Here is a 19,045-nt window from a genome sequence, read left to right as displayed (position 1 = left end):
AACGGTGTCAGGACGCAAAGAGACGCACCTCCCAGGTGGCATGAGCTTCGGCATGGATGTCGGCGAGGGGGGCGGCTGCCGCGGGCAGCCGCTCGGGTGGGCCGTCGGCGGCCCGGGCCGCCGCGGCGGCGGTGCCGTCGCACAAATCGGCGAGACCGACCAGCAGGGCCTGGACCTGGTACGGGTCGAGGCCGAGCAGGCGTACGGCCGCACTGGCCGCACCGGTCACCGTCCCGTGGACGGCGACCGTGGCGGTCTCGGCGCGGCTCAGGCCGGCGGCGGCGCAGAGCAGCCCGAGCACCAACGGCTGGTGCGCTCCGCCAGGTGTGGAGGGCAGGTCGTCGAAGGAAGCCTCCGGCCAGATGGCCCGGCCCGCGCGCAGCAGGGCCCGTCCCTGGCGACGGGACACCGTGCGCAGCGCCGGTGCCGCCGTCCGGGCGTCCAGCTCCGCGTCGAGCAACGCCAGCGCGGACCCGCGTACGGCGGAACCGGCCGAGGTCACCGCCCGGTGCGCCGCCGCCGCGAACGCCGCACCGACCAGCCCGGCGGTGGCCATCCGGCCGGTCAGGAACGCCTCCAACGTGGCCAGGTCGGTGACCCGGCCGGCGGCGACGGCGGCCTCCAGTCCGCCGGAGTGGGCGTGCGCGCCGGCCGGGAAGCGGCCGTCGGCCAGCAGCAGGAGCAGACTCGACGTCGCCATCAGAACAGGAAGTACCGCTGGGCCATCGGCAGGCGCGTCACCGGGTCCGGCTCTACCACCTGACCGTCGATCCGCACGGTGAAAGTGTCCGGGTCCACCTCGATCCGGGGCATCGCGTCGTTCTCCGGCAGGTCGGCCTTGCCCCGCGAGCGCACGTCCGCGACGGGCACCACCCGCCGCCGCACGTCGAGGCGCAGCCCGGCGTCGATGGCGGCCGGGGCGACGAACGCCAGGCTCGTGGCCGACGCCGCGGCGCCGTACGCGCCGAACATCGGGCGCGGCAGCATCGGCTGCGGCGTCGGGATGGACGCGTTGGCGTCACCCATCTGGGCGTACGCGATCATGCCGCCCTTGAGCACCAGGTGCGGTCGTACGCCGAAGAACGCCGGATCCCACAGCACCAGGTCGGCCAGCTTGCCCGGCTCGACCGAGCCGATCTCCCGGTCCAGCCCGTTCGCCATCGCGGCGCAGATGGTGTACTTCGCCACGTACCGGCGGGCCCTGTGGTTGTCGGCGGCGCCGTCGCCGGGCAGTGCGCCGACCCGCTCCTTCATGACGTGCGCGCTCTGCCAGGTTCGCAGGATCACCTCGCCCACCCGGCCCATCGCCTGCGCGTCGGAGCCGATGATGGAGATCGCGCCGAGGTCGTGCAGCAGGTCCTCGGCGGCCATCGTGGACGGCCGGATGCGGCTCTCGGCGAAGGCCAGGTCCTCCGGCACGGACGGGTTGAGATGGTGGCAGACCATCAGCATGTCCAGGTGCTCGGCGAGGGTGTTGGCGGTGTACGGCCGGGTCGGGTTGGTCGACGACGGCAGCACGTTGGGCTCGCCGGCCACCGTGATGATGTCCGGCGCGTGCCCGCCTCCCGCGCCCTCGGTGTGGTACGAGTGGATGGCCCGGCCGGCGATCGCCCGCAGCGTGTCGGCCACGAAACCGGCCTCGTTGAGGGTGTCGGTGTGGATGGACACCTGCACCCCGGAGGCGTCCGCCACCCGCAGGCAGGCGTCGATCGCCGCCGGTGTGGTGCCCCAGTCCTCGTGCAGCTTGAAACCGCCCGCGCCGGCGCGCAACTGCTCCCACAGCGCCTCCGGCGAGACGGTGTTGCCCTTGCCGAGCAGCAGCACGTTGACCGGCAGCGTGTCCAGCGCCTCGTGCATGCGGGCCAGGTGCCAGGCGTTCGGGGTGACAGTCGTGGCCCGGGTGCCCTCGGCCGGGCCGGTGCCACCGCCGACGAGTGTGGTGATGCCACTGGCCAGCGCCTCGGTGACGATCTCCGGGCAGATGAAGTGGACGTGGGTGTCGACGGCGCCGGCGGTGAGGATCCGGCCGTTGCCGGCGATGACCTCGGTGGCCGGGCCGATGACCAGCTCGGGGTGGACGCCGGGCATGGTGTCCGGGTTGCCGGCCCGGCCCAGCGCCACGATCCGCCCGTCGCGCAGACCCACGTCGGCCTTGACCACGCCCCAGTGGTCGAGCACCACCGCGCCGGTGATGACGGTGTCGAGCGCGCCCTCGGCGCGGGTCGCCCGCGACTGGCCCATCGACTCGCGGATCACCTTCCCGCCGCCGAAGACCGCCTCGTCGCCGCCCACGCAGTGGTCGGTCTCCACCTCGATCAGCAGGCTCGTGTCGGCCAGCCGGATGCGGTCGCCGGTGGTCGGCCCGTACAGGTCGATGTAGCGGTCCCGCCGCACGGCGCTCACCGCGCCGGCCCGTCGGTCGCCGGCGCCCCGCTCGCCGGCGCCCCATTCGTCGGCGCGTCTGCTTCCGGCGTGGTCGGTGGCGCTTCGTCCAGCGGCCCGGCGCACTCGCCCCGGAGGCCGGGCACGACGCGTGCGCCGCCGAGCGGGACCAGCTCGACGGTGCGGCTCACGCCCGGCTCGAACCGCACCGAGGTACCCGCCGCAACAGCGAGACGCTGACCCCAGGCCACGGCCCGGTCGAACATCAGGGCCGGGTTGGCCTCGGCGAAGTGGTAATGCGAGCCGACCTGCACCGGACGGTCGGCGGTGTTGACCACGACCACTGTGGTCACCGGCCGACCCACGTTGATCTCGACCGGGCCGGCCGCCGGCAGGATCTCCCCGGGGATCACGGGATCGGGTGGTGCACCGTCACGAGCTTGGTACCGTCCGGGAACGTCGCCTCCACCTGCACCTCCCTCAGCAGCTCGGGGATGCCGTCCTGGACGTCCTCGCGGCCGAGCACCGTCCGGCCGGCGGACATGAGGTCGACCACCGACCGTCCGTCGCGGGCCCCTTCCAGCAGGAAGGCGACGATGATCGCGACGGCTTCGGGATAGTTGAGGCGCAGGCCGCGTTCGCGGCGGCGGCGAGCGACGTCGGCCGCGACGTGGACGAGCAGGCGGTCCTGCTCATGCGGGCTGAGGAACACGGGATTCTCCGGTGGGGATCGGCGTGGCCCGCTCGCCGTCGGCTCCGCGCGGAGCCGCGCCGGGCAGCACCACCCGGAGTACGAGCTGGAGTCACACGACCGCCGCGTCGACCGCCGACGGGGTGGCCCGGGACTCCACCATCCCGGCCCGCGCGACGGGCACCCGGCGGTGTCGGTCGGATGCGGACCGCACCGCCCACCGCTTGAGCCGACCGTAGAGGATCGCCACCGGCGGGGGCAACAGTGTGCTCGGCATGAGGGATCGATCCGCGGCCTGTTGGATCAGCCGCCGGGCGGCCTCGCTTGCTGCGCCGGAGAACATCGGTGCCGCTAGGGTGTGCCGGTGCAAACCTTGGCGAGGATGCGCTGCGGAGCGACGCTCGGGCGGTTGCTGTGCCACCCCACGCTGCCGTTGGTCGCCGGGTGGGACACCGACCGTCCGACGATCAGGATCTGGGAGTACACGGTCGGGCAGCTACGCGAGATCGGCGCCTTCGGTACAGGTGCGGCTGGCTACGACGCCAGCGGCTACGACCGCGCCGAGCGGACACCCTCTGCCGCCTGGCATCCGACTGAACCGCAGCTGGTCATCGCAGACGACACCAGCACGGTCCGCTGGACTCCCTCGGGAACCGCCCCGATCGACGGCGTACCGCCGGCCGAGTACTCACGAGAGGTGGCGTTCAGTCCGGACGGTCGGACGCTCTGGCTGTCGCCCAACGACGGCGAGAACGGCTGGGAGTCGTCCATCGCGCTCGACCTCGCCTCCGGCACGACCTCGACCGGACCGCGCTGGGACACCGGAGTCGCGGCGCACCCCGGTGGGGGCCTGGTCGCCACCCTGCAAAGCGACCAAGGCGCCACGCTGGTGCGCTTTTCGCAAGACACCCAGCCTGTGCTGCGGCCATTGCGACGCGCGTTGATCCTCGACTGCGACGGCTACCAAACTCCGATCTTCAGCCCGAACGGACGGCACTTCGCGATACGGGGCAACGCCTACGACAACTCGCTGGAAGTCTTCGATTTCCCGTCCCTGCGCCGGCTTCTCGGCCTGACACTCGGGGATCCCTGCCCCGGATACCCGTACCCCGAGGAATGGCTCGAGAGCATGAACGCCTGGTCGCGCCACAACGTCGCGTTCGGCCCGTCCCCGGGCGTCCTCTGGATCGGCACACCGGAAGGTGCCCTCATCGAGTTGGAAATCGACGGGCGACAGGTGACCGAGCACGAGGTTCTGCCCGGAACCCCGGTGACCGCTCTGACAGCCGCCGCCACCGGCGAACTGATCGTCGCCGGCGACGGCACCCTCGTCGTGCTCTCGGGAGGACCGGCCACCACAGCGGAGGGAGCAACCGACGCAGTCCGCACCTTCCTCACCGGCACCGCCGAGTCCTCAGCCACCGACATCGACGAACTCGATCTCACCGACGGAACCCGCACCTGGCAGCCCGGCGAACTGAGAACGGTCACCGAGGCGTCCGACAGCGACCCCTCGTGGCTGAAGATCGGAGCAACCATGAACGGGCTCAAGGCGGATCACCCGGCCGCATCACCGCAGGGCAAGCCACTCCCCTCCGCGCAGGCTCGGTGAGCGCTTCGGCCGGGTGGCAGGCATGCCTGTGTGACGCCGACGGAGCGGTGCGCGACGATCAACCGATGTGCGCAGCAGCGAGGGACCCGGATGCGCGTCGTTCGTCGCGCACCGGTCGTGTCTGGCTGACCGCCTCAACCCGGACTTCCACGGCGACCGGGCACGGGTCCAAGCCGTGGGGCGCGACCAACCGCCCGCCCCAGCGACCGAAGATCCACCACTCTGACAGCGGTGCCCATTGACGGACCCATCCTGACAGACCCGCCAGATCAGACCACGCACGTCCAACGCCTTGTAGATCGCAGCCTGCCGAAGTAGGCACATCTCGGATGCCGTCGCTCGGCTGCGATGCCACACTGCGGCAGTGGAGCGCTTTCGGTGTGCGGGCTGTGGGAACACGCTGAGCGTCCCGGTCCGGTTGGTGGAGTTGCCGGCGGAGCCGCACTGGTCGCTCCTGGACTGCCACCACGTGAACCCGCCGCTCCTGGACCCCGGCGCCTACGCGATCGACGATGCCGCCTACGGCCGTGATCAGGTCGCCGGCACCTTCGTCCTCTCACCCGGCGACGTACGCGGGACACGCTTCGTCCATGACCGTGTCCGCACGGGCTGCTGGTCGGTGGTGGGATGGATCCCCTGTGTCGCGTGTCGGGGCTGCGGCGCCGTGGTCGCTTCGCGGGCAGATGACTGCAACGTGGCGCAGGAACTGCGCTTCTACCCAGCGATGGTTGTCCGGGAGCGATGTGACGATGAGTCGGACCGCGCCACCGATCCTTTCGGCCTGGTCGCTGATTGGGACCGCCCGGCGCCCGACACCAGACGACACCGCGGGGTGCCCGAGCCGACCCGTCCCCGTCCCGAACTCGTCGCCACCCGCTGGGGCGGTCGAGGTGTGAAGGAAGCCCTCTTCCGAGACGATCCCCCGGCCTGACCCAGCCGCGGGTGAATGCGTCGACTGCCGCACGGTCACCAGGCGTCCGTGGTGGGCGCAGGCGGTTCGGGCGTGTCGGTCACTGAACGGGCGCCGACCGGATCGGCCGGCGGGCTGGATCCCCGGGTGCCCGCTCCGGCCCGGAACGGGCACCCGGGATCGGTACGAATCAGAAGGCCGTCCGTCGCAGGCCGATGATCTGGAGGGCGGCGAATCCGGCGACCACCACCGCCTGTGCGATCACGAGCGCGACGCCGAGGGTGGTCAACGGGAACCAGCCGGCGACGAGCACCTCGACGCTCGCGGCGACCCAGGCGATGTTGATGGCGATCACGACCGCCACGGCGGGTCGGCTCACCGTGGGCCTCGATGCGAGGAGGAGCAGGGTGGCCGCGAAGACGACCAGGAAGGCGCCAACGGGGTAGAGAAGACCGGCGGGAAGGCCGAACAGCCGGCCGAAGATCGCCGCGGCGGCGAGGTAGACGACGCCGTTGGCGCCGGAGCCGATCGCGTCCTGCTTGAGGGCGAAGCGGAGCAGCTTGGCGTCGTCGGCGGTCCGGACGGTACTGGCGATGGTGGCCATCTCGAAGTCCCTTCGTGGTGCTGACGTGCGTCTGATCACGAAGCTACGGAGCTGGTGGCCATGCCGAATCCGTCGTCGTGACGGTAGGTTGCCAGTCGTGCTGTACGGGCGGGTCGGGGAACAGGCGCAGATCGACCGGCTGGTGGACGGTGCCCGGGAAGGTCGCAGCGGCGCCCTGGTTCTCCGGGGTCCGGCGGGAATCGGCAAGTCGGCGCTGCTGGAGTACGCCGCGCTGCGGGCGATCGGCATGCGGGTGGTGCGCGGTGTCGGTATCGAGTCCGAGGCGGCGTTGCCGTTCGCCGCGCTGCACCTGCTCCTGCGAACCGGGCTCGACCGGATCCACGCGCTGCCCGACGCGCAGGCGAGGGCGCTCGGCGCCGCCTTGGGGCTGCGCGACGCGCCACCGGAGAGCCGGTTCCTGGTGGGCCTGGCCACCCTCAGCCTCCTGTCGGAGCTGGCCGGGGAGGGCGGACTGCTCTGCCTCGTGGACGACGTGCAATGGTGCGACGAGGCGTCGGTCGACGCCCTGGTGTTCGCGGCGCGCCGGCTCGGCGCCGAGGGCGTCGCCATGATCTTCGCCGCCCGTCCGGACCTCCCGGTCACCGGCCTTCCCGAACACCGTCTCGCCGGGCTCGACGACACGGCCGCCACCGCCCTGCTCCCCGCCGATCTTCCGCCGCAGGTCCGGGAGCGCCTCGTCGAGGAGTCGGCCGGCAACCCGCTGGCGCTCATCGAGCTGCCGGCCGCGCTGACCCCCGAACAGCGGACCGGGCGGTTGTCGCCGGTGGGGGCGATGCCGGTGGCGGAGCGGATCCAGGAGGCCTTCCTCGCGCAGATGGCCGCGCTGCCCGAAGCCGCGCGCACCGCTCTCCTGGTCGCGGCGGCGGAAGGCTCCGGCGAACTCGCGACGCTGGTCGCCGCCGGCGCTCCGCTCGACGGTCTCGAAGCCGCCGAGCGGAGCCGGCTGATCGGGATCAACGGGACGGCCGTCGGTTTCCGTCATCCCCTCATCCGGGCTGCCGCATACCAGAGCGCGTCGGTGAGCCGCCGCCTCGCCGTACACCGGGCGCTCGCCGACGCGCTGAGCGGCTCGGCCTCGCCCGACGCCGCCGACCGGCGCATCTGGCACCTGGCCGCCGCCGCGCTCGGTCCCGATGAGGACGTCGCGCGGCAGCTGGAGGAGACGGCGGGCCGGGCCCGTACCCGGGGCGGTCACGCCGCGGTGGCGGCCGCCTACGAGCGGGCCGCCGAACTCACCGTCGATCCGGTACGCCGATCCGCTCGGCTGGCCGCGGCGGCGCTGGCCGCGAGCGACGCCGGTCTGACCGACCGCGCCGCCGCGCTCGCCGCAAACGCCACGCCCGACGTGGACGACCCGGCGATGATCGTGGCGTTAACCCAGGTCCGCGCCCACCGCGAGGTCGAGCTGGGGACGCCGCCGGCCGCCGGCCGGATCATCCTCGACGCCGCGCCCCGGGTGGCGGCGCGCGACCCCGAGCAGGCGACCTGGCTGCTGGTGGAGGCGGTTCGCTGCGCCTGGTTCGCCGGCGACGCGACGCTGGCCGAACAGGCGGCGACGGCGCTCCACGAGCTGCCGGCGACCAATTCGCCGCTGGTCGGCCAGGCGGTCGGGCTGACCCGGCTGCTCGTCGGCGACCTCGCGGGTGGGCTGCCGCTCACCGGCGGCGCGCTGGACCCGTCCGGGCTCGCCGGGCTGGGCGTTCCCGGACTGACCTTCACCGCCGGCGCCGCCCTCGCGACGGGCCGCGCGGCCCTCTGCGAGGAACTCACCGGGCGGGTCGTGGCGGACTGCCGGACGAGCGGGATGATCGGCTGGCTGGCGTTCGCCCTCCAGGACCAGGGGTTCGCGCAAGGGCTACAGGGCCGCTACGGGGAGGCGAGGGCGACCCTCGACGAAGGGCTGCGGCTGTCGACCGACCTGGGTCACGAGCACCGGGTCATCCACCTCACCTGCTGCCTCGCCTGGGTGCTCGCTCATCAGGAGGACGTGGCGGGGTGCCGCGCGAGGGCCGAGGACGGCGTCCGGCGGGCCGACGACCGCAAGCTGGTCCTCGCGGCGACCCTCGGACGCTGGGCGCTCGGCCGGCTCGAACTCGGCCAGGGGAACGCGGACGCCGCTCTGGAGCAGTTGGAACGGATTCCGCCGACCGGGTTCGGGGCGCTCGCCGCCGCCGATCTCGTCGAGGCGGCGGTCCGCAGTGGCCGGCCGGAGCGGGCCGCCGAGCCGCTGGAGCGCTACGTGACCTGGGCACGGCATGTCCGTCAACCGGCCTCGGACGCGGTCGCCCTGCGCTGCCGGGCCCTGGTGGAGCAGGACGAGGCGCACTTCGTCGCCGCCGTTCGCGCCCACGACGGCGACGACCAGCCGTACGAGCAGGCGAGGACGCGACTCGCCTATGGCGAGTGGCTGCGGCGGGCCCGGAGGCGGGCGGATGCGCGCACCCAGCTCCGCGTCGCGCTGGAGGTCTTCGACCGGCTGGGCGCGGAGTCGTGGGCCCGGCGGGCCCGCGCCGAGCTGCGCGCGACCGGGGACGTGCCGGCCGCGCCGCGCCGGGCCGGCGACCCGCTCAGCGTGCTCACGGCGCAGGAACGCGAGGTCGTGCGGCTGGCTGCCGCCGGCGCCTCCAACCGCGACATCGCCGCCCAGCTCTTCCTCAGCCCACGGACCGTGGGCTACCACCTCTACAAGGCGTTCCCCAAGCTGGGCATCACGTCGCGGGCTCAGCTGGCGACGCTGGTCGGGGTCGCGTCCGCCGAGTGAGGACGGCCGCCTGCGGGAGCGGCGGGCGTCCGGGCGGATGTTCCAAGGGGGCCCAGCCGGAACACGAACTGAACCGCCCCGGATCATGGTCTCCACAGAGCCCGGGGCGGTTCAGTCACGTCGGAGGAGTCGGCGGAGCTGAAGCGCCCGCGGCGGGAGCATCCGGTGCCATGCGGTGACGCGACGAAGCCCTGCTGCCTGACGTCAGCGCGCTTCGAGACAACAGCCGACACCAGTCATGCGGGGAGCGATGCGCCTGACCACTTCGGAGTTCTCTGGGAGGTCACACCGGATTCATCGCCCACATCACCGCAGGCCGAAGCCTTCCGTTCTGCCCGGCCTCGGTGACCACTTCGGGCGGGCGACGAGACCCCGTCGCTCCATCGCCCGATGGCCGCCATCAAGACTTCGAACTGTGGGACCCGCTCCTCTGGCCTTCATCCTGCGCGCCGCATGGACCTGGCCCCGGATCATTCGAGCCACCGCCGGCCAGGCACAGGTGTGACGCTCGGGGCAGGCCCGGTTGCGGGGGCGGTGACAGCGGCTCCGGCAACAGCGACCGCGAGCAGCAGCACGATCCAGAGCGGGACGGCGCCGACGTCGCGCGGTTCGGGTCAGGTGGAGCCGCGGACGACCAGCGTCGTCGGCAACACGGTCGGCTTGGGCGGGTCGTCGCCGCCGTGCAGCATGGCGACCAGCGCCTCGGCGGCGGCCGTGCCGAAGCCGGGCTTGTTCTGGGCGACGGTGCTGAGCCCGGGCGGGATCAGCGCGGCCACCTCGATGTCGTCGAAGCCGACAATCGCGATGTCGTCGGGGATCCGTAGGCCGGCCGCCTGGGCCGCCCGCATCGCACCGACAGCCATCTCGTCACCGGCGACGAACACTGCGGTAGGGCGGTCGTCGAGGGCGAGCAGCCGGTCCATCGCGGCGTGACCGCCGTCGAGATAGAAGTCTCCCTCGACGACGTGGCCGTCGGCGAGCGGCAGGCCGGCCCCGGCCAGCGCGGCCCGGAAGCCGACGAGCCGTTCGGCTCCCGGCCAGGTTCGCAGCGGGCCGGTGATGGTGGCGATGCGCCGGTGGCCGCGTTCGACGAGGTGGCGCACGGCGAGCGCCGCGCCGCCGGCATTGTCCGAGGTGATGTAGGTCGACGTCGGGCCGTCGACCCGCAGGTCGAGAGCGACGCACGGCACCTGGGCTTCGACGAGGGCGAGCACGGCCGGGTCCCGGGTGCCGTTGTCGATGATGACCGCGCCGTCGAGGTTGTGCTGGCGGACGGCGCGCACGTATCGCTGCCCGTCGTCGGGCCCCGCCGCGTCGTGGCCGGCGAGCATGAGCAGGTTCAGCCCGTGCGCGCTGAGCGCCGTCTTGAGCGCGACGAGGATCTCCTGCAGGAATGGATGGCGCCATCCAGGGCGGCGATGGTCGGTGTCCCATACCAGGCCCACCATGTTGGATTTCTTCGTGGCGAGCGTCCGGGCCGACCCGTTCGGCAGGTAGCCGATCTCGGCGGCCAGGTCGAGGATGCGCTGGCGGGTGTGCTGGCTGACGACCTCGGGGGTGTTGAAGACGCGGGACACGGTGGCGACGGACACGCCGGAGCGGCGCGCCAACTCCCTGATAGTGGTCAATGTGGTGCCTTCTCTGTAACCGGTTTCACGACCGTAGCGCCAGCGATGTCCGCCGGTCAAGCCGCATCGACCGTTACCGTTTCGTAGCTTGACACCCCCTAGCCGAACCCGTTCACACTTCTCAGGAAAGGCGCTCGCCGGCGGCCACCCGCAACTCTGCCGGCATCCGATCTTCATCCAACTCCACCCACCCCCACCACCATCGCTTCGCCGACAATGTAACCGGTTTCAGGTAACCGGTTACATCGCACGAAAGGGTTCCCCTGGCATGCACCCAAACCGACTTTTGCGACTAGCGGCGGCCACCCTGGCCGCCGGAGTACTGCTGACCGCGTGTGGCACCGGCACTGAGGGAGGCTCCGGCGGCGGCAACGAAAAGATCACCCTGAACGTCAACCTGTTCGGCAACTTCGGGTACCAGGACCTGTACGCCGAGTACCAGAAGTCGCACCCGAACATCACGATCCAGGAGCGCACGGCCGCCTACAACGACCATCATCGCGACCTGATCACCCACCTGGCCACCGGCTCCGGCGCGGGCGACATCGAGGGCGTCGACACGGGCTTCATCGCTCAGATGCGCGAGCGGGGCAACCTCTTCGTCGACCTGGGCAAGGACCGCCAGTCCGAGTACCTCGACTGGAAGTGGGCGGCGTCGCTGGCCAAGGACGGCAAGCAGGTCGGGTACGGCACCGACGTCGGTGGCCTGGCCATCTGCTATCGGCGTGACCTGTTCGAGAAGGCCGGCATGCCGTTCGACCGCGACCAGGTGTCGGCCGCCTGGGGCAGCGGCTGGGACCAGTACATCGAGTTCGGCAAGCGGTACGCGGCGAAGGCCCCGGCCGGCAGCGCCTTCTTCGACGGCGGAGGCCAACTGTTCAACGCCATCATCGGCCAGGCCCCGGTCGGGTACTACAACGAGGACAACGCCATCGTCGTGAGCACCAACCCCGATGTCCGAAAGGCCTGGGACCTGACGGTGAAGGCGATCCAGAGCAACCTGTCGGCCAAGCTGATCGGCAGCTCGCAGGAGTGGAACAACGGCTTCGCGAAGGACCAGTTCGCCACCATCGCGTGCCCGGCCTGGATGATGACCAAGATCAAGGACCAGGCGAAGCACGCCGCCGGCAAGTGGGACGTGGCGAGCGTCCCGGGCGGCGGCGGCAACTGGGGCGGCTCGTACCTCACCGTTCCCAAGCAGGGCAAGCACATCGAGGAGGCCAAGAAGCTCGCGGCGTGGCTGACCGCCCCGGAACAACAGGCCAAGGTGTTCACCGCGCGGGGCAACCTGCCGTCCATCCCGGCTCTGTACGACAAGCCCGACATTGCCCAGTACAAGGACGCCTTCTTCAACAACGCCCCGGTGGGCCAGCTCTTCACCACCGCGGCGAAGCAACTCAAGCCCCAGTACCAGGGCCCGCGAGCCGGAGACGTGCAGACCACCATCCGCGACGCCCTCGTCCGCATCGAACAGGGCAAGCAAAGGTCCGACGAGTCCTGGAAGCAGATGGTCAGCGACGTCGAGCGCCTCGCCAAGTAACTCGACCCGCGCCGCCGGCGGTCGCCCCTGACCGCCGGCGGCGCCCGGCGACGAAGGATCGACGATGGCCACCTACCTCCACCAGGCCCGGCGGGCCGGCCTGAGCCGGCTCGACACCAAGGGCTCGCCCTACCTCTACATCCTGCCGTTCTTCCTGCTGTTCGGCGCGTTCGGGCTGTTCCCGCTGCTGTACACGGCGTACGTCTCGTTCAATGACTGGGACCTGCTCGACTCCGGGTCGCACCGCTGGGTCGGCCTCGCGAACTACCGCGAGATGCTGCAGGACGCGTACTTCTGGAACGCCCTGGGCAACACACTCAGCATCTGGGTGCTGTCCACCGTGCCCCAACTGCTCGCCGCGCTCTGGATCGCCCACCTGCTCAACCACCGGCTGCGGGCCCGCACCGCGCTACGGATGGGCGTGCTGCTGCCCAACGTCACCTCGATCGTGGCGGTGACGATCGTCTTCACCCAGCTTTTCGGCCGCGACTTCGGCATGGTCAACTGGGCGCTCGGCCTCGTCGGCATCGGCCCGATCGACTGGCAGGCCAACACCTGGAGCTCCCACCTGGCCATCTCGTTCATCGTCGCCTGGCGGTGGACCGGCTACAACGCCCTCATCTACCTCGCCTCGATGCAGGCGATCCCGCACCACCTGTACGAGGCCGCCGACCTCGACGGCGCGTCGCAGGCTCAGCAGTTCAGGCGGATCACCGTCCCGATGCTGCGGCCGACGATCATCTTCACCACGGTGATCTCGACGATCGGCGGCCTGCAGATCATGGCCGAACCCCTGCTGTTCGCCAGCTCCCAGACGCCCACCGGCGGCTCCGACCGGCAGTTCCAGACCGTCGCCCTGTTCATGTACGAGCAGGGGTTCCGGGAGTTCCGCTTCGGCTACGCCTCGGCGGTCGCCTGGACGCTCTGTCTGGTCATCGCCATCTTCGCGATCATCAACTTCCTGCTCACCCGGCGCATCGCCAAGGACGAGGACTGAGGAGAACGCCGTGACCACCCTCGCGGACCCCATACAGACCGGCACCACACCCTCGCCGCCGCAACGCCGGTCCCACCGGCGCCGGAGCTTCGGGTACCCACGCAAGGGCTCGGTCTGGAGCTACGGCGCCCTGCTGGCGGTCGTGGCCGGGTCGGTCTTCCCGCTCTACTGGTCCATCGTCGTGTCCTCGCAGACCAGCGACGCCGTCACGAAGGTGCCGCCGGCCCTGGTGCCCGGCGGGCACCTCTTCGACAACATCGCGCGCGTGTTCGACACGACCGACTTCGGCCGAGCCCTGGTGAACTCCTTCATCGTCAGCGGCTCGATCACCGTCTCCGTGGTGTTCTTCTCGACCCTGGCCGGGTTCGCCTTCGCCAAACTGCGGTTCCGGGGCCGAAAGGCGCTTCTCGTCGTGGCCATCGCGACCTCGATGGTGCCGCACCAGCTCGGCATCATCCCGCTGTACATCCTGATGGCCGACCTCGGCTGGACCGGGCGCCTCACCGCCGTGATCGTGCCCGGGCTGGTAACCGCGTTCGGCGTCTTCTTCATGACCCAGTACCTCGGCCGCGCCGTGCCCGACGAACTGCTGGAGGCCGGCCGCGTCGACGGGTCCAGCACGTTCGGCCTGTACTGGCACATCGTCCTGCCGGCGGCCCGCCCCGCCGCGGCGGTGCTCGGGCTGTTCACCTTCATGCAGGCGTGGAACGACTTCTTCTGGCCGCTGGTCGTGCTGCAGGACAACGCGACCGTGCAGGTGGCGCTCTCCGCACTGGCCAGCGGCTACACCACCGACTACACCCTGACGCTGACCGGCACGTTGCTCGCCACGCTGCCGATCCTCGTCGTCTTCATGCTCCTCGGCCGGCATCTCGTCGACGGCATCATGCAGGGGGCGGTGAAGGGATGACCACCACATCCCAAGGCGCCGCCGCGGCCGCAACCCGGCCGGACCTGCCCGAGCTGCCGGACCTGCCGGCCGGCTTCAGCTGGGGCGCGGCCACCGCGGCGTACCAGATCGAGGGGGCGGTCGACGAGGACGGCCGCGGGCCGTCGATCTGGGACACCTTCTGCCGCCGCCCCGGTGCCGTCGACGACGGCACCTCCGGCTCGGTCGCCTGTGACAGCTACCACCGCTGGCGGGAGGACGTCGACCTGCTGGCCGGCCTCGGCGTGGACGCCTACCGTTTCTCGGTCGCCTGGCCACGGGTCATGCCGGCCGGGCGGGGCGCGGTGAACCGGCGGGGCCTCGACTACTACGACCGGCTCGTCGACGCCCTGTGCGGGCACGGCATCCGGCCGTTCGTCACGCTGTACCACTGGGATCTGCCCCAGGCGCTCGAGGACGAGGGTGGCTGGCGGGTACGGGACACCGCCGAGTGGTTCGCCGAGTACGCCGCCGCGGTGGCGGGTGTCCTCGGTGACCGGGTCCAGGACTGGATCACGCTGAACGAGCCGTACTGCTCGTCGATGGTCGGCTACGCGGAGGGCCGGCACGCTCCCGGCACCGCCGAAGGACACGGTGCCCTGGCCGCCGCCCACCACCTGCTGCTCGGGCACGGCAGGGCGGTCGCCGCAGTCCGGTCCGCCGCCGGCCCGCGGGCGCGCGTCGGCATCACGCTCAACCTCTCCCCCGCCGTGCCGGCCAGCGATACCGAGGCCGACCGGGCGGCGGCGGATCGGCAGGACCTCATGCTCAACCGGCAGTTCACGGATCCGGTGCTGGGCGGCGCGTACCCGTCCGGGTTCGAGCGGCTCTACGCCGGGGTGAGCGATCTGTCGTTCCGCCGGGACGGTGACCTGGCGGTGATCTCCACGCCGCTGGACTTCCTCGGTGTCAACTACTACTACCGGGTGCACGTCGCCGACGCCCCGTACGAGCAGCCCGACCCGGCGCTGCGCAGCGCGTTCGACATCGGGGTCCGGCAGCTACGGCCGGACGGGTTACCCACCACCGACCTGGGCTGGCCGGTGGAGCCGCAAGGGCTCTTCGACACCCTGACCGGGCTCGCGGACCGTTACCCGGGCCTGCCTGCCGTGTACGTGACGGAGAACGGCTGCGCCGACCTGCGGGACGGACCCGAGCCGGACCCGGAACGGATCTCGTTCGTGGCCGGGCACCTGGCGGCAGCGGCCCGTGCGGCCGCCGTCGACGACCGGCTCGATCTGCGGGGGTACTTCTACTGGTCGCTCATCGACAACTTCGAGTGGGCCCGCGGGTACGGGCCCCGCTTCGGTCTGGTCCACGTCGACTACGGCACCGGATCCCGTACGCCCAAGGCCAGCTACCACTGGCTGCGTGACCGCTTGCGGGCGTGGCGGAAACGCACCTCCACCTGAAGCGCCGCCCGCGGCTCGTGGCCGGAACAAGCTCTTCGATCATGAAGGCGGGGCGTGGGCGACGGGCTCGCCTGGCGGGGCGTCGAGGGCCGGCCTCCTCGAACCCCGTGGCGCGCATCCGCTGCTCAACGAGCTCGCGGGCGTCATCGACATCTTCCACAAATTTCAGCGTGGGAGCCCTCGGTCACCCGAGCGAGTCGTGAACCCGATCCCTGCCAGATCAAGGATCCGACCTATGCCGCCGCTCGGTGAAGACTGACTCCGGAAGTCGTCGACTCTTCGGGAGCGCACCGTGTCATCCCTGTTCAGCGGGCCGATACTTGGTGTTCGTATGCGTCTTTCGTCTGGTACCGGGGTGCAGCCGGCTCATAACGGCATGGGGTGCCCGCTCCGTGGCGGCCACCCCATGCCTTACCGTCCCGTGCGGTCACTCCCCCAGGGACGCACGGACGAGCCTCAGTTGAGGGCGTAGATCTCCGCGGCCGACGTCCACGGGTTGCCGGCGACCTCACTCACGGCACGCAGCCGCAGGTACTGCCCGGTCTTCGCGGTGAACCGGACGTCCTTCTGGCTCGCGTCGTTGGCGAACGTGCCGGTGGCCACGGCCGTTCCCCAGTTGGTGCCGTCGGTGCTGACGTACACCTCGTACTGGCCGATGCGCCCGTTGGCCGCGCCGGAGCCGCCATCCTGCCGGGGCAGGTAACGCAGGCCCGAAACGGAGTAGCTCGCGCCCATGTTGATCTGGATCTCGTGCGGCGCCGGGTCACTGCCGCCGGTGTACTTCGTGTGCCAGATCGTGCTGATGTTGCCGTCGAACGCGTTGGTCGCCGCCCCGTTCTCCGCCGCCGTCTCCTGGCTGTCGACGTACCGCACCGACCAGGCGGTGCGCGGGACGACGCCGCCACCGGGCGCGCAGGTGGTGGTCAGCTGGTGCGCACCCCGGTCGGGACGGCATCCCGCGGTGACCGCTCCGCCGAAGAAGTCCCGGCTGCCCGGGTTCGTCATGACCTGGCCGCTGGCCAGGGCCGGCGAGCCGGCCCGCAGCCGGTACCCACCGGCGTTGCTGATCGAGGTGGCGGTGCCCGGACCGACCAGCAGCGGGTCCGCCGTGCTCTTGGCCGGGTCGGTGGGCTCGCCGGCCGGGTGCTGGCCGTAGAAGGTGTTCGAGTCCCACAGCAGCGAGCCGGCATTGACGTAGCTGGAGCCGGTGCTGGTCACGTAGAAGATGTTGTTGTAGAACTCGGCGTTGGCGCCGGTCGACCCGTTGGTGTTGTTGATGATTCTGGCGTTCTGACCGACGTAGAAGACGTTGTTGTAGATCTTCGTGTTGGTGATCTTCCCGCAGATGAGGTCGACCAGGTCACCGCGGTCGTTCTGGCTGATGTTGTAGCGCACGATGTTGTCCTTGGTGGTCGACCCGCCGCCGTTGCACAGCAGGATGAAACCGCCTTCGTTGTCGTGGCTGTAGTTGTACTGGTAGATGGTGCGGATGTTGCCCTCGTCGAGGTCGAAGCCCTGCCCGTCGCAGGTGCTACGGCCGCCGCTGACCTCGTTGAACTGGAACAGGGTGTCGTTGACGTTCCAGCCCCAGACGCCGGCGGCGCAGTTGGTGTCGCGCATCCGGAAGCCGTCCACCCGGTTGCGTTCGACCAGTGCGCCCTGGGTGTGGTGTACGACGATCGCATCGCCACCGATGTCGGTGACGGTGTTGCCGCGCACCACGACCCTGGTCTGCGGGTGCCAGGCACCACAGGTCGAGCCGCAGTTGGGGTTGGCCAGCTCCGGCCGGGTCATCCACCGGGTCCAGAAGTGGATGCCGTAGCGGTCCACCGCCCGGACCGTGTTGTCGGCGATCACCACGTCGTCGAACTTCGTCTGCACGGAATTGCCGAGCACCTCGAAGAAGATGCCGGCGCTCGCGTTGTCGTCCTTCTTGTTCTGTACGCCGTTGATGTCGTGAACGTCGACGCCGGTGACCCGGTAGTAGGTGCCGGTGCCGGAGTTCTCGCGGATGATGTGCACGCCCCGACGGGCGGCTGGCGCCGCACCCTGGTTGGAGATGTCGAGGTTCCGGATCTCCCAGTACTGCTGGTTGTAGAGCTTCACCACGTCGTCTACGGCCCCGTTGCCGGCCAGGATGGGCTTGGCGCCGGTGCCGTACGCGTCGACGATGTTGGGCGCGCCTGCGCTGCCCGAGCCCTTGGGCCACAGTTGCTGGCCCGCGCAGGTGGTGCCGCGCCGGATCAGGATCTGGTCACCGGAGGTGAACGTCCGGGAGTTCACCGCCGCGAAGCTGTTCCAGGGGCTGGCCTGGGTGCCACTGCCCGCCGCGGTCGCGGAGCAGTCGACGTAGTAGGTGGTGTTCGCGGCCGCTGCCGGGGGCGCGGCGACCAGGACTGCGGCGGCTACCAGCGATAGCGCGATGAGGGTTGTCCGGAACGGGTGCATCGACTGTCCTAACTGTGCGGGGGCGACAGGAGCAATCAAGATCGGAACTTGCGGTTGTATCCGGCGAGTAGGAGCAGCAGGACGGCGAGCGCCCCGAGCATCACCGCGAGGTGTGCCCAGCCGACGGTGGGCCGGGCGACGACGACGGTGACGACGCAGGCGAGCGCGAGCGCCGCCCGGCCGGCGATGAGCGCCGCGCCGCGTGTCGAATCCTTCATGACAGTCCTTCCTCGAACCTCAGCCCTTGACGCCGCCGGCGGCCATGCCCTCGATGAGGCGGCGCTGGATCAGCGCGTAGACGAGCAGCACCGGCACGATGACGATGACCATGCCGGCGTAGAGCCGGCCGTAGTCGGCGGCCGCCTTCTGCGCGGTCATCAGGTTGAGCAGGCCGACCTGCAGCGTCTTGCCCTCGCCGGGCAGCAGGGTCAGCGCGATGATGAAGTCGTTCCAGTAGGCCAGGAAGTTGAAGAGGGTCACCGTGGTGACCGCCGGGCGGGCCATCGGCAGCATCACAAGTGTCATGATCCGGAACCGGGACGCGCCGTCCAGCAGTGCCGCCTCCTCGTAGTCGCCCGGGATCGTCCGGAAGTACGAGGCGAGCAGATAGATGGTGAACGGGATCGAGGTGGCCGCGTAGACCAGCGCCAGCATGGCCGGGTTGTCGATGAAGAAGCCGTCTGGAAAGACGTCGAGCAACGCCCGGTCCCAGTCGACAAGCATGAGGAAGATCGGCACCACGATGTAGTTGACGTTGATGAACAGCCCGGCCATCAGCGCCGTCTCGACCAGGCGCTTGCCGCGGAACTCGTAGCGGGCCACCGCGTACGCGGCCGGCACCGAGACCGCCAGCACCAGGACCAGCCCGAGCAGCGTCACGAGCACCGAGGTGGCGAAGTACCCGCCCATACCGGCGGTGACGAAGGCGTCGACGTAGTTGCGCAGGTGCAGGCCCTCCGGCAGCGTCCACGGGCTGCCGAAGAACTCGCTCTTCCGCTTGACCGAGGCCACCAGCACCCAGCCGACCGGGATCACGATGAGCAGCGCGATCACGGTGAGCAGCAAGGTGGAGAAGGTCCGGCCGGACTTGCGGATGGTGGACATGGGACCG

General features: G+C 70.8%; 17 protein-coding genes. 7 read left to right on the top strand and 10 right to left on the bottom strand.

Features of this window, described 5'->3' with window-relative positions; translation table 11 throughout:
• Nucleotides 1-7: 7 nt before the first annotated feature.
• From M8C11_RS00820 to M8C11_RS00800, 5 genes are all read right to left on the bottom strand, one after another.
• Nucleotides 8-700, bottom strand: coding sequence for an urease accessory protein UreF (locus tag M8C11_RS00820; protein ID WP_252447763.1), 693 nt, complete (start codon nucleotides 698-700; stop codon nucleotides 8-10).
• Complete coding sequence (locus tag M8C11_RS00815) at nucleotides 700-2,403, bottom strand: urease subunit alpha (RefSeq protein WP_252447762.1); 1,704 nt, start codon at nucleotides 2,401-2,403, stop codon at nucleotides 700-702. Before M8C11_RS00815 ends, M8C11_RS00820 begins: the two co-directional genes overlap by 1 nt.
• A complete protein-coding gene (locus tag M8C11_RS00810; RefSeq protein WP_308212709.1) occupies nucleotides 2,400-2,795 on the bottom strand; it encodes an urease subunit beta in 396 nt (131 codons plus the stop codon). Before M8C11_RS00810 ends, M8C11_RS00815 begins: the two co-directional genes overlap by 4 nt.
• On the bottom strand, nucleotides 2,792-3,094 hold the full coding sequence (locus M8C11_RS00805; RefSeq protein ID WP_091427589.1) for an urease subunit gamma: 303 nt from the start codon (nucleotides 3,092-3,094) through the stop codon (nucleotides 2,792-2,794). The genes M8C11_RS00810 and M8C11_RS00805 overlap by 4 nt, the downstream gene beginning before the upstream one ends.
• 91 nt (nucleotides 3,095-3,185) lie before the next feature.
• A complete protein-coding gene (locus tag M8C11_RS00800; protein WP_158614799.1) occupies nucleotides 3,186-3,350 on the bottom strand; it encodes a hypothetical protein in 165 nt (54 codons plus the stop codon).
• Nucleotides 3,351-3,437: 87 nt separating this feature from the next.
• Here M8C11_RS00800 and M8C11_RS00795 point away from each other — a divergent pair, with 87 nt between their 5' ends.
• Both M8C11_RS00795 and M8C11_RS00790 read left to right on the top strand, forming a co-directional pair.
• Entirely contained in the window at nucleotides 3,438-4,685 is a 1,248-nt protein-coding gene (locus tag M8C11_RS00795) for a hypothetical protein (protein ID WP_252447761.1), read from the top strand.
• A 364-nt stretch (nucleotides 4,686-5,049) separates the two neighbouring features.
• Complete coding sequence (locus tag M8C11_RS00790) at nucleotides 5,050-5,616, top strand: hypothetical protein (RefSeq protein WP_252447760.1); 567 nt, start codon at nucleotides 5,050-5,052, stop codon at nucleotides 5,614-5,616.
• Between the two features lie 169 nt (nucleotides 5,617-5,785).
• On the opposite strand, the gene M8C11_RS00785 is transcribed toward M8C11_RS00790, so the two are convergent.
• Nucleotides 5,786-6,199 carry a hypothetical protein gene (locus M8C11_RS00785; protein ID WP_121684875.1) on the bottom strand — a complete coding sequence of 138 codons (414 nt, stop codon included), beginning with the start codon at nucleotides 6,197-6,199 and terminating at the stop codon, nucleotides 5,786-5,788.
• Nucleotides 6,200-6,296: 97 nt separating this feature from the next.
• On the opposite strand from M8C11_RS00785, the gene M8C11_RS00780 reads away from it, so the two are divergent.
• On the top strand, nucleotides 6,297-8,981 hold the full coding sequence (locus M8C11_RS00780; protein WP_252447759.1) for a LuxR family transcriptional regulator: 2,685 nt from the start codon (nucleotides 6,297-6,299) through the stop codon (nucleotides 8,979-8,981).
• A 614-nt stretch (nucleotides 8,982-9,595) separates the two neighbouring features.
• Here M8C11_RS00780 and M8C11_RS00775 read toward each other — a convergent pair.
• A complete protein-coding gene (locus tag M8C11_RS00775; protein WP_252447758.1) occupies nucleotides 9,596-10,669 on the bottom strand; it encodes a LacI family DNA-binding transcriptional regulator in 1,074 nt (357 codons plus the stop codon).
• Nucleotides 10,670-10,877: 208 nt separating this feature from the next.
• Between M8C11_RS00775 and M8C11_RS00770 the strand changes: the two genes are divergently transcribed.
• The 4 genes from M8C11_RS00770 (at nucleotide 10,878) to M8C11_RS00755 (ending at nucleotide 15,486) form a co-directional block, all read left to right on the top strand.
• Entirely contained in the window at nucleotides 10,878-12,149 is a 1,272-nt protein-coding gene (locus tag M8C11_RS00770) for an ABC transporter substrate-binding protein (RefSeq protein WP_252447757.1), read from the top strand.
• 64 nt (nucleotides 12,150-12,213) lie between these two features.
• Entirely contained in the window at nucleotides 12,214-13,146 is a 933-nt protein-coding gene (locus tag M8C11_RS00765) for a carbohydrate ABC transporter permease (RefSeq protein WP_030500465.1), read from the top strand.
• Between the two features lie 10 nt (nucleotides 13,147-13,156).
• Entirely contained in the window at nucleotides 13,157-14,056 is a 900-nt protein-coding gene (locus M8C11_RS00760; protein ID WP_374666623.1) for a carbohydrate ABC transporter permease, read from the top strand.
• The gene (locus M8C11_RS00755) at nucleotides 14,053-15,486 is read left to right on the top strand and encodes a GH1 family beta-glucosidase (protein ID WP_252447756.1); all 1,434 of its coding nucleotides are present in this window, start codon (nucleotides 14,053-14,055) and stop codon (nucleotides 15,484-15,486) included. Before M8C11_RS00760 ends, M8C11_RS00755 begins: the two co-directional genes overlap by 4 nt.
• Before the next feature lie 456 nt (nucleotides 15,487-15,942).
• Here the strand turns inward: M8C11_RS00755 and M8C11_RS00750 are convergent, their stop codons facing one another.
• Genes M8C11_RS00750 through M8C11_RS00740 form a run of 3 tightly spaced genes read right to left on the bottom strand, consistent with a single transcriptional unit; the run spans nucleotide 15,943 to nucleotide 19,038 of the window.
• Complete coding sequence (locus M8C11_RS00750) at nucleotides 15,943-17,934, bottom strand: discoidin domain-containing protein (RefSeq protein ID WP_252447755.1); 1,992 nt, start codon at nucleotides 17,932-17,934, stop codon at nucleotides 15,943-15,945.
• Between the two features lie 35 nt (nucleotides 17,935-17,969).
• The gene (locus M8C11_RS00745) at nucleotides 17,970-18,152 is read right to left on the bottom strand and encodes a hypothetical protein (protein ID WP_252447754.1); all 183 of its coding nucleotides are present in this window, start codon (nucleotides 18,150-18,152) and stop codon (nucleotides 17,970-17,972) included.
• 19 nt (nucleotides 18,153-18,171) lie between these two features.
• Nucleotides 18,172-19,038, bottom strand: a complete 867-nt coding sequence (locus M8C11_RS00740) for a carbohydrate ABC transporter permease (RefSeq protein WP_121684868.1) — start codon at nucleotides 19,036-19,038, stop codon at nucleotides 18,172-18,174.
• Nucleotides 19,039-19,045 lie beyond the last annotated feature (7 nt).

It is taken from the genome of Micromonospora sp. CPM1 (assembly GCF_023896895.1).
Taxonomy (GTDB): domain Bacteria; phylum Actinomycetota; class Actinomycetes; order Mycobacteriales; family Micromonosporaceae; genus Micromonospora; species Micromonospora tulbaghiae.
The sequence above is the reverse complement of the archived record's forward strand: the minus strand, read 5'-3'. Positions and strand labels throughout refer to the sequence as shown.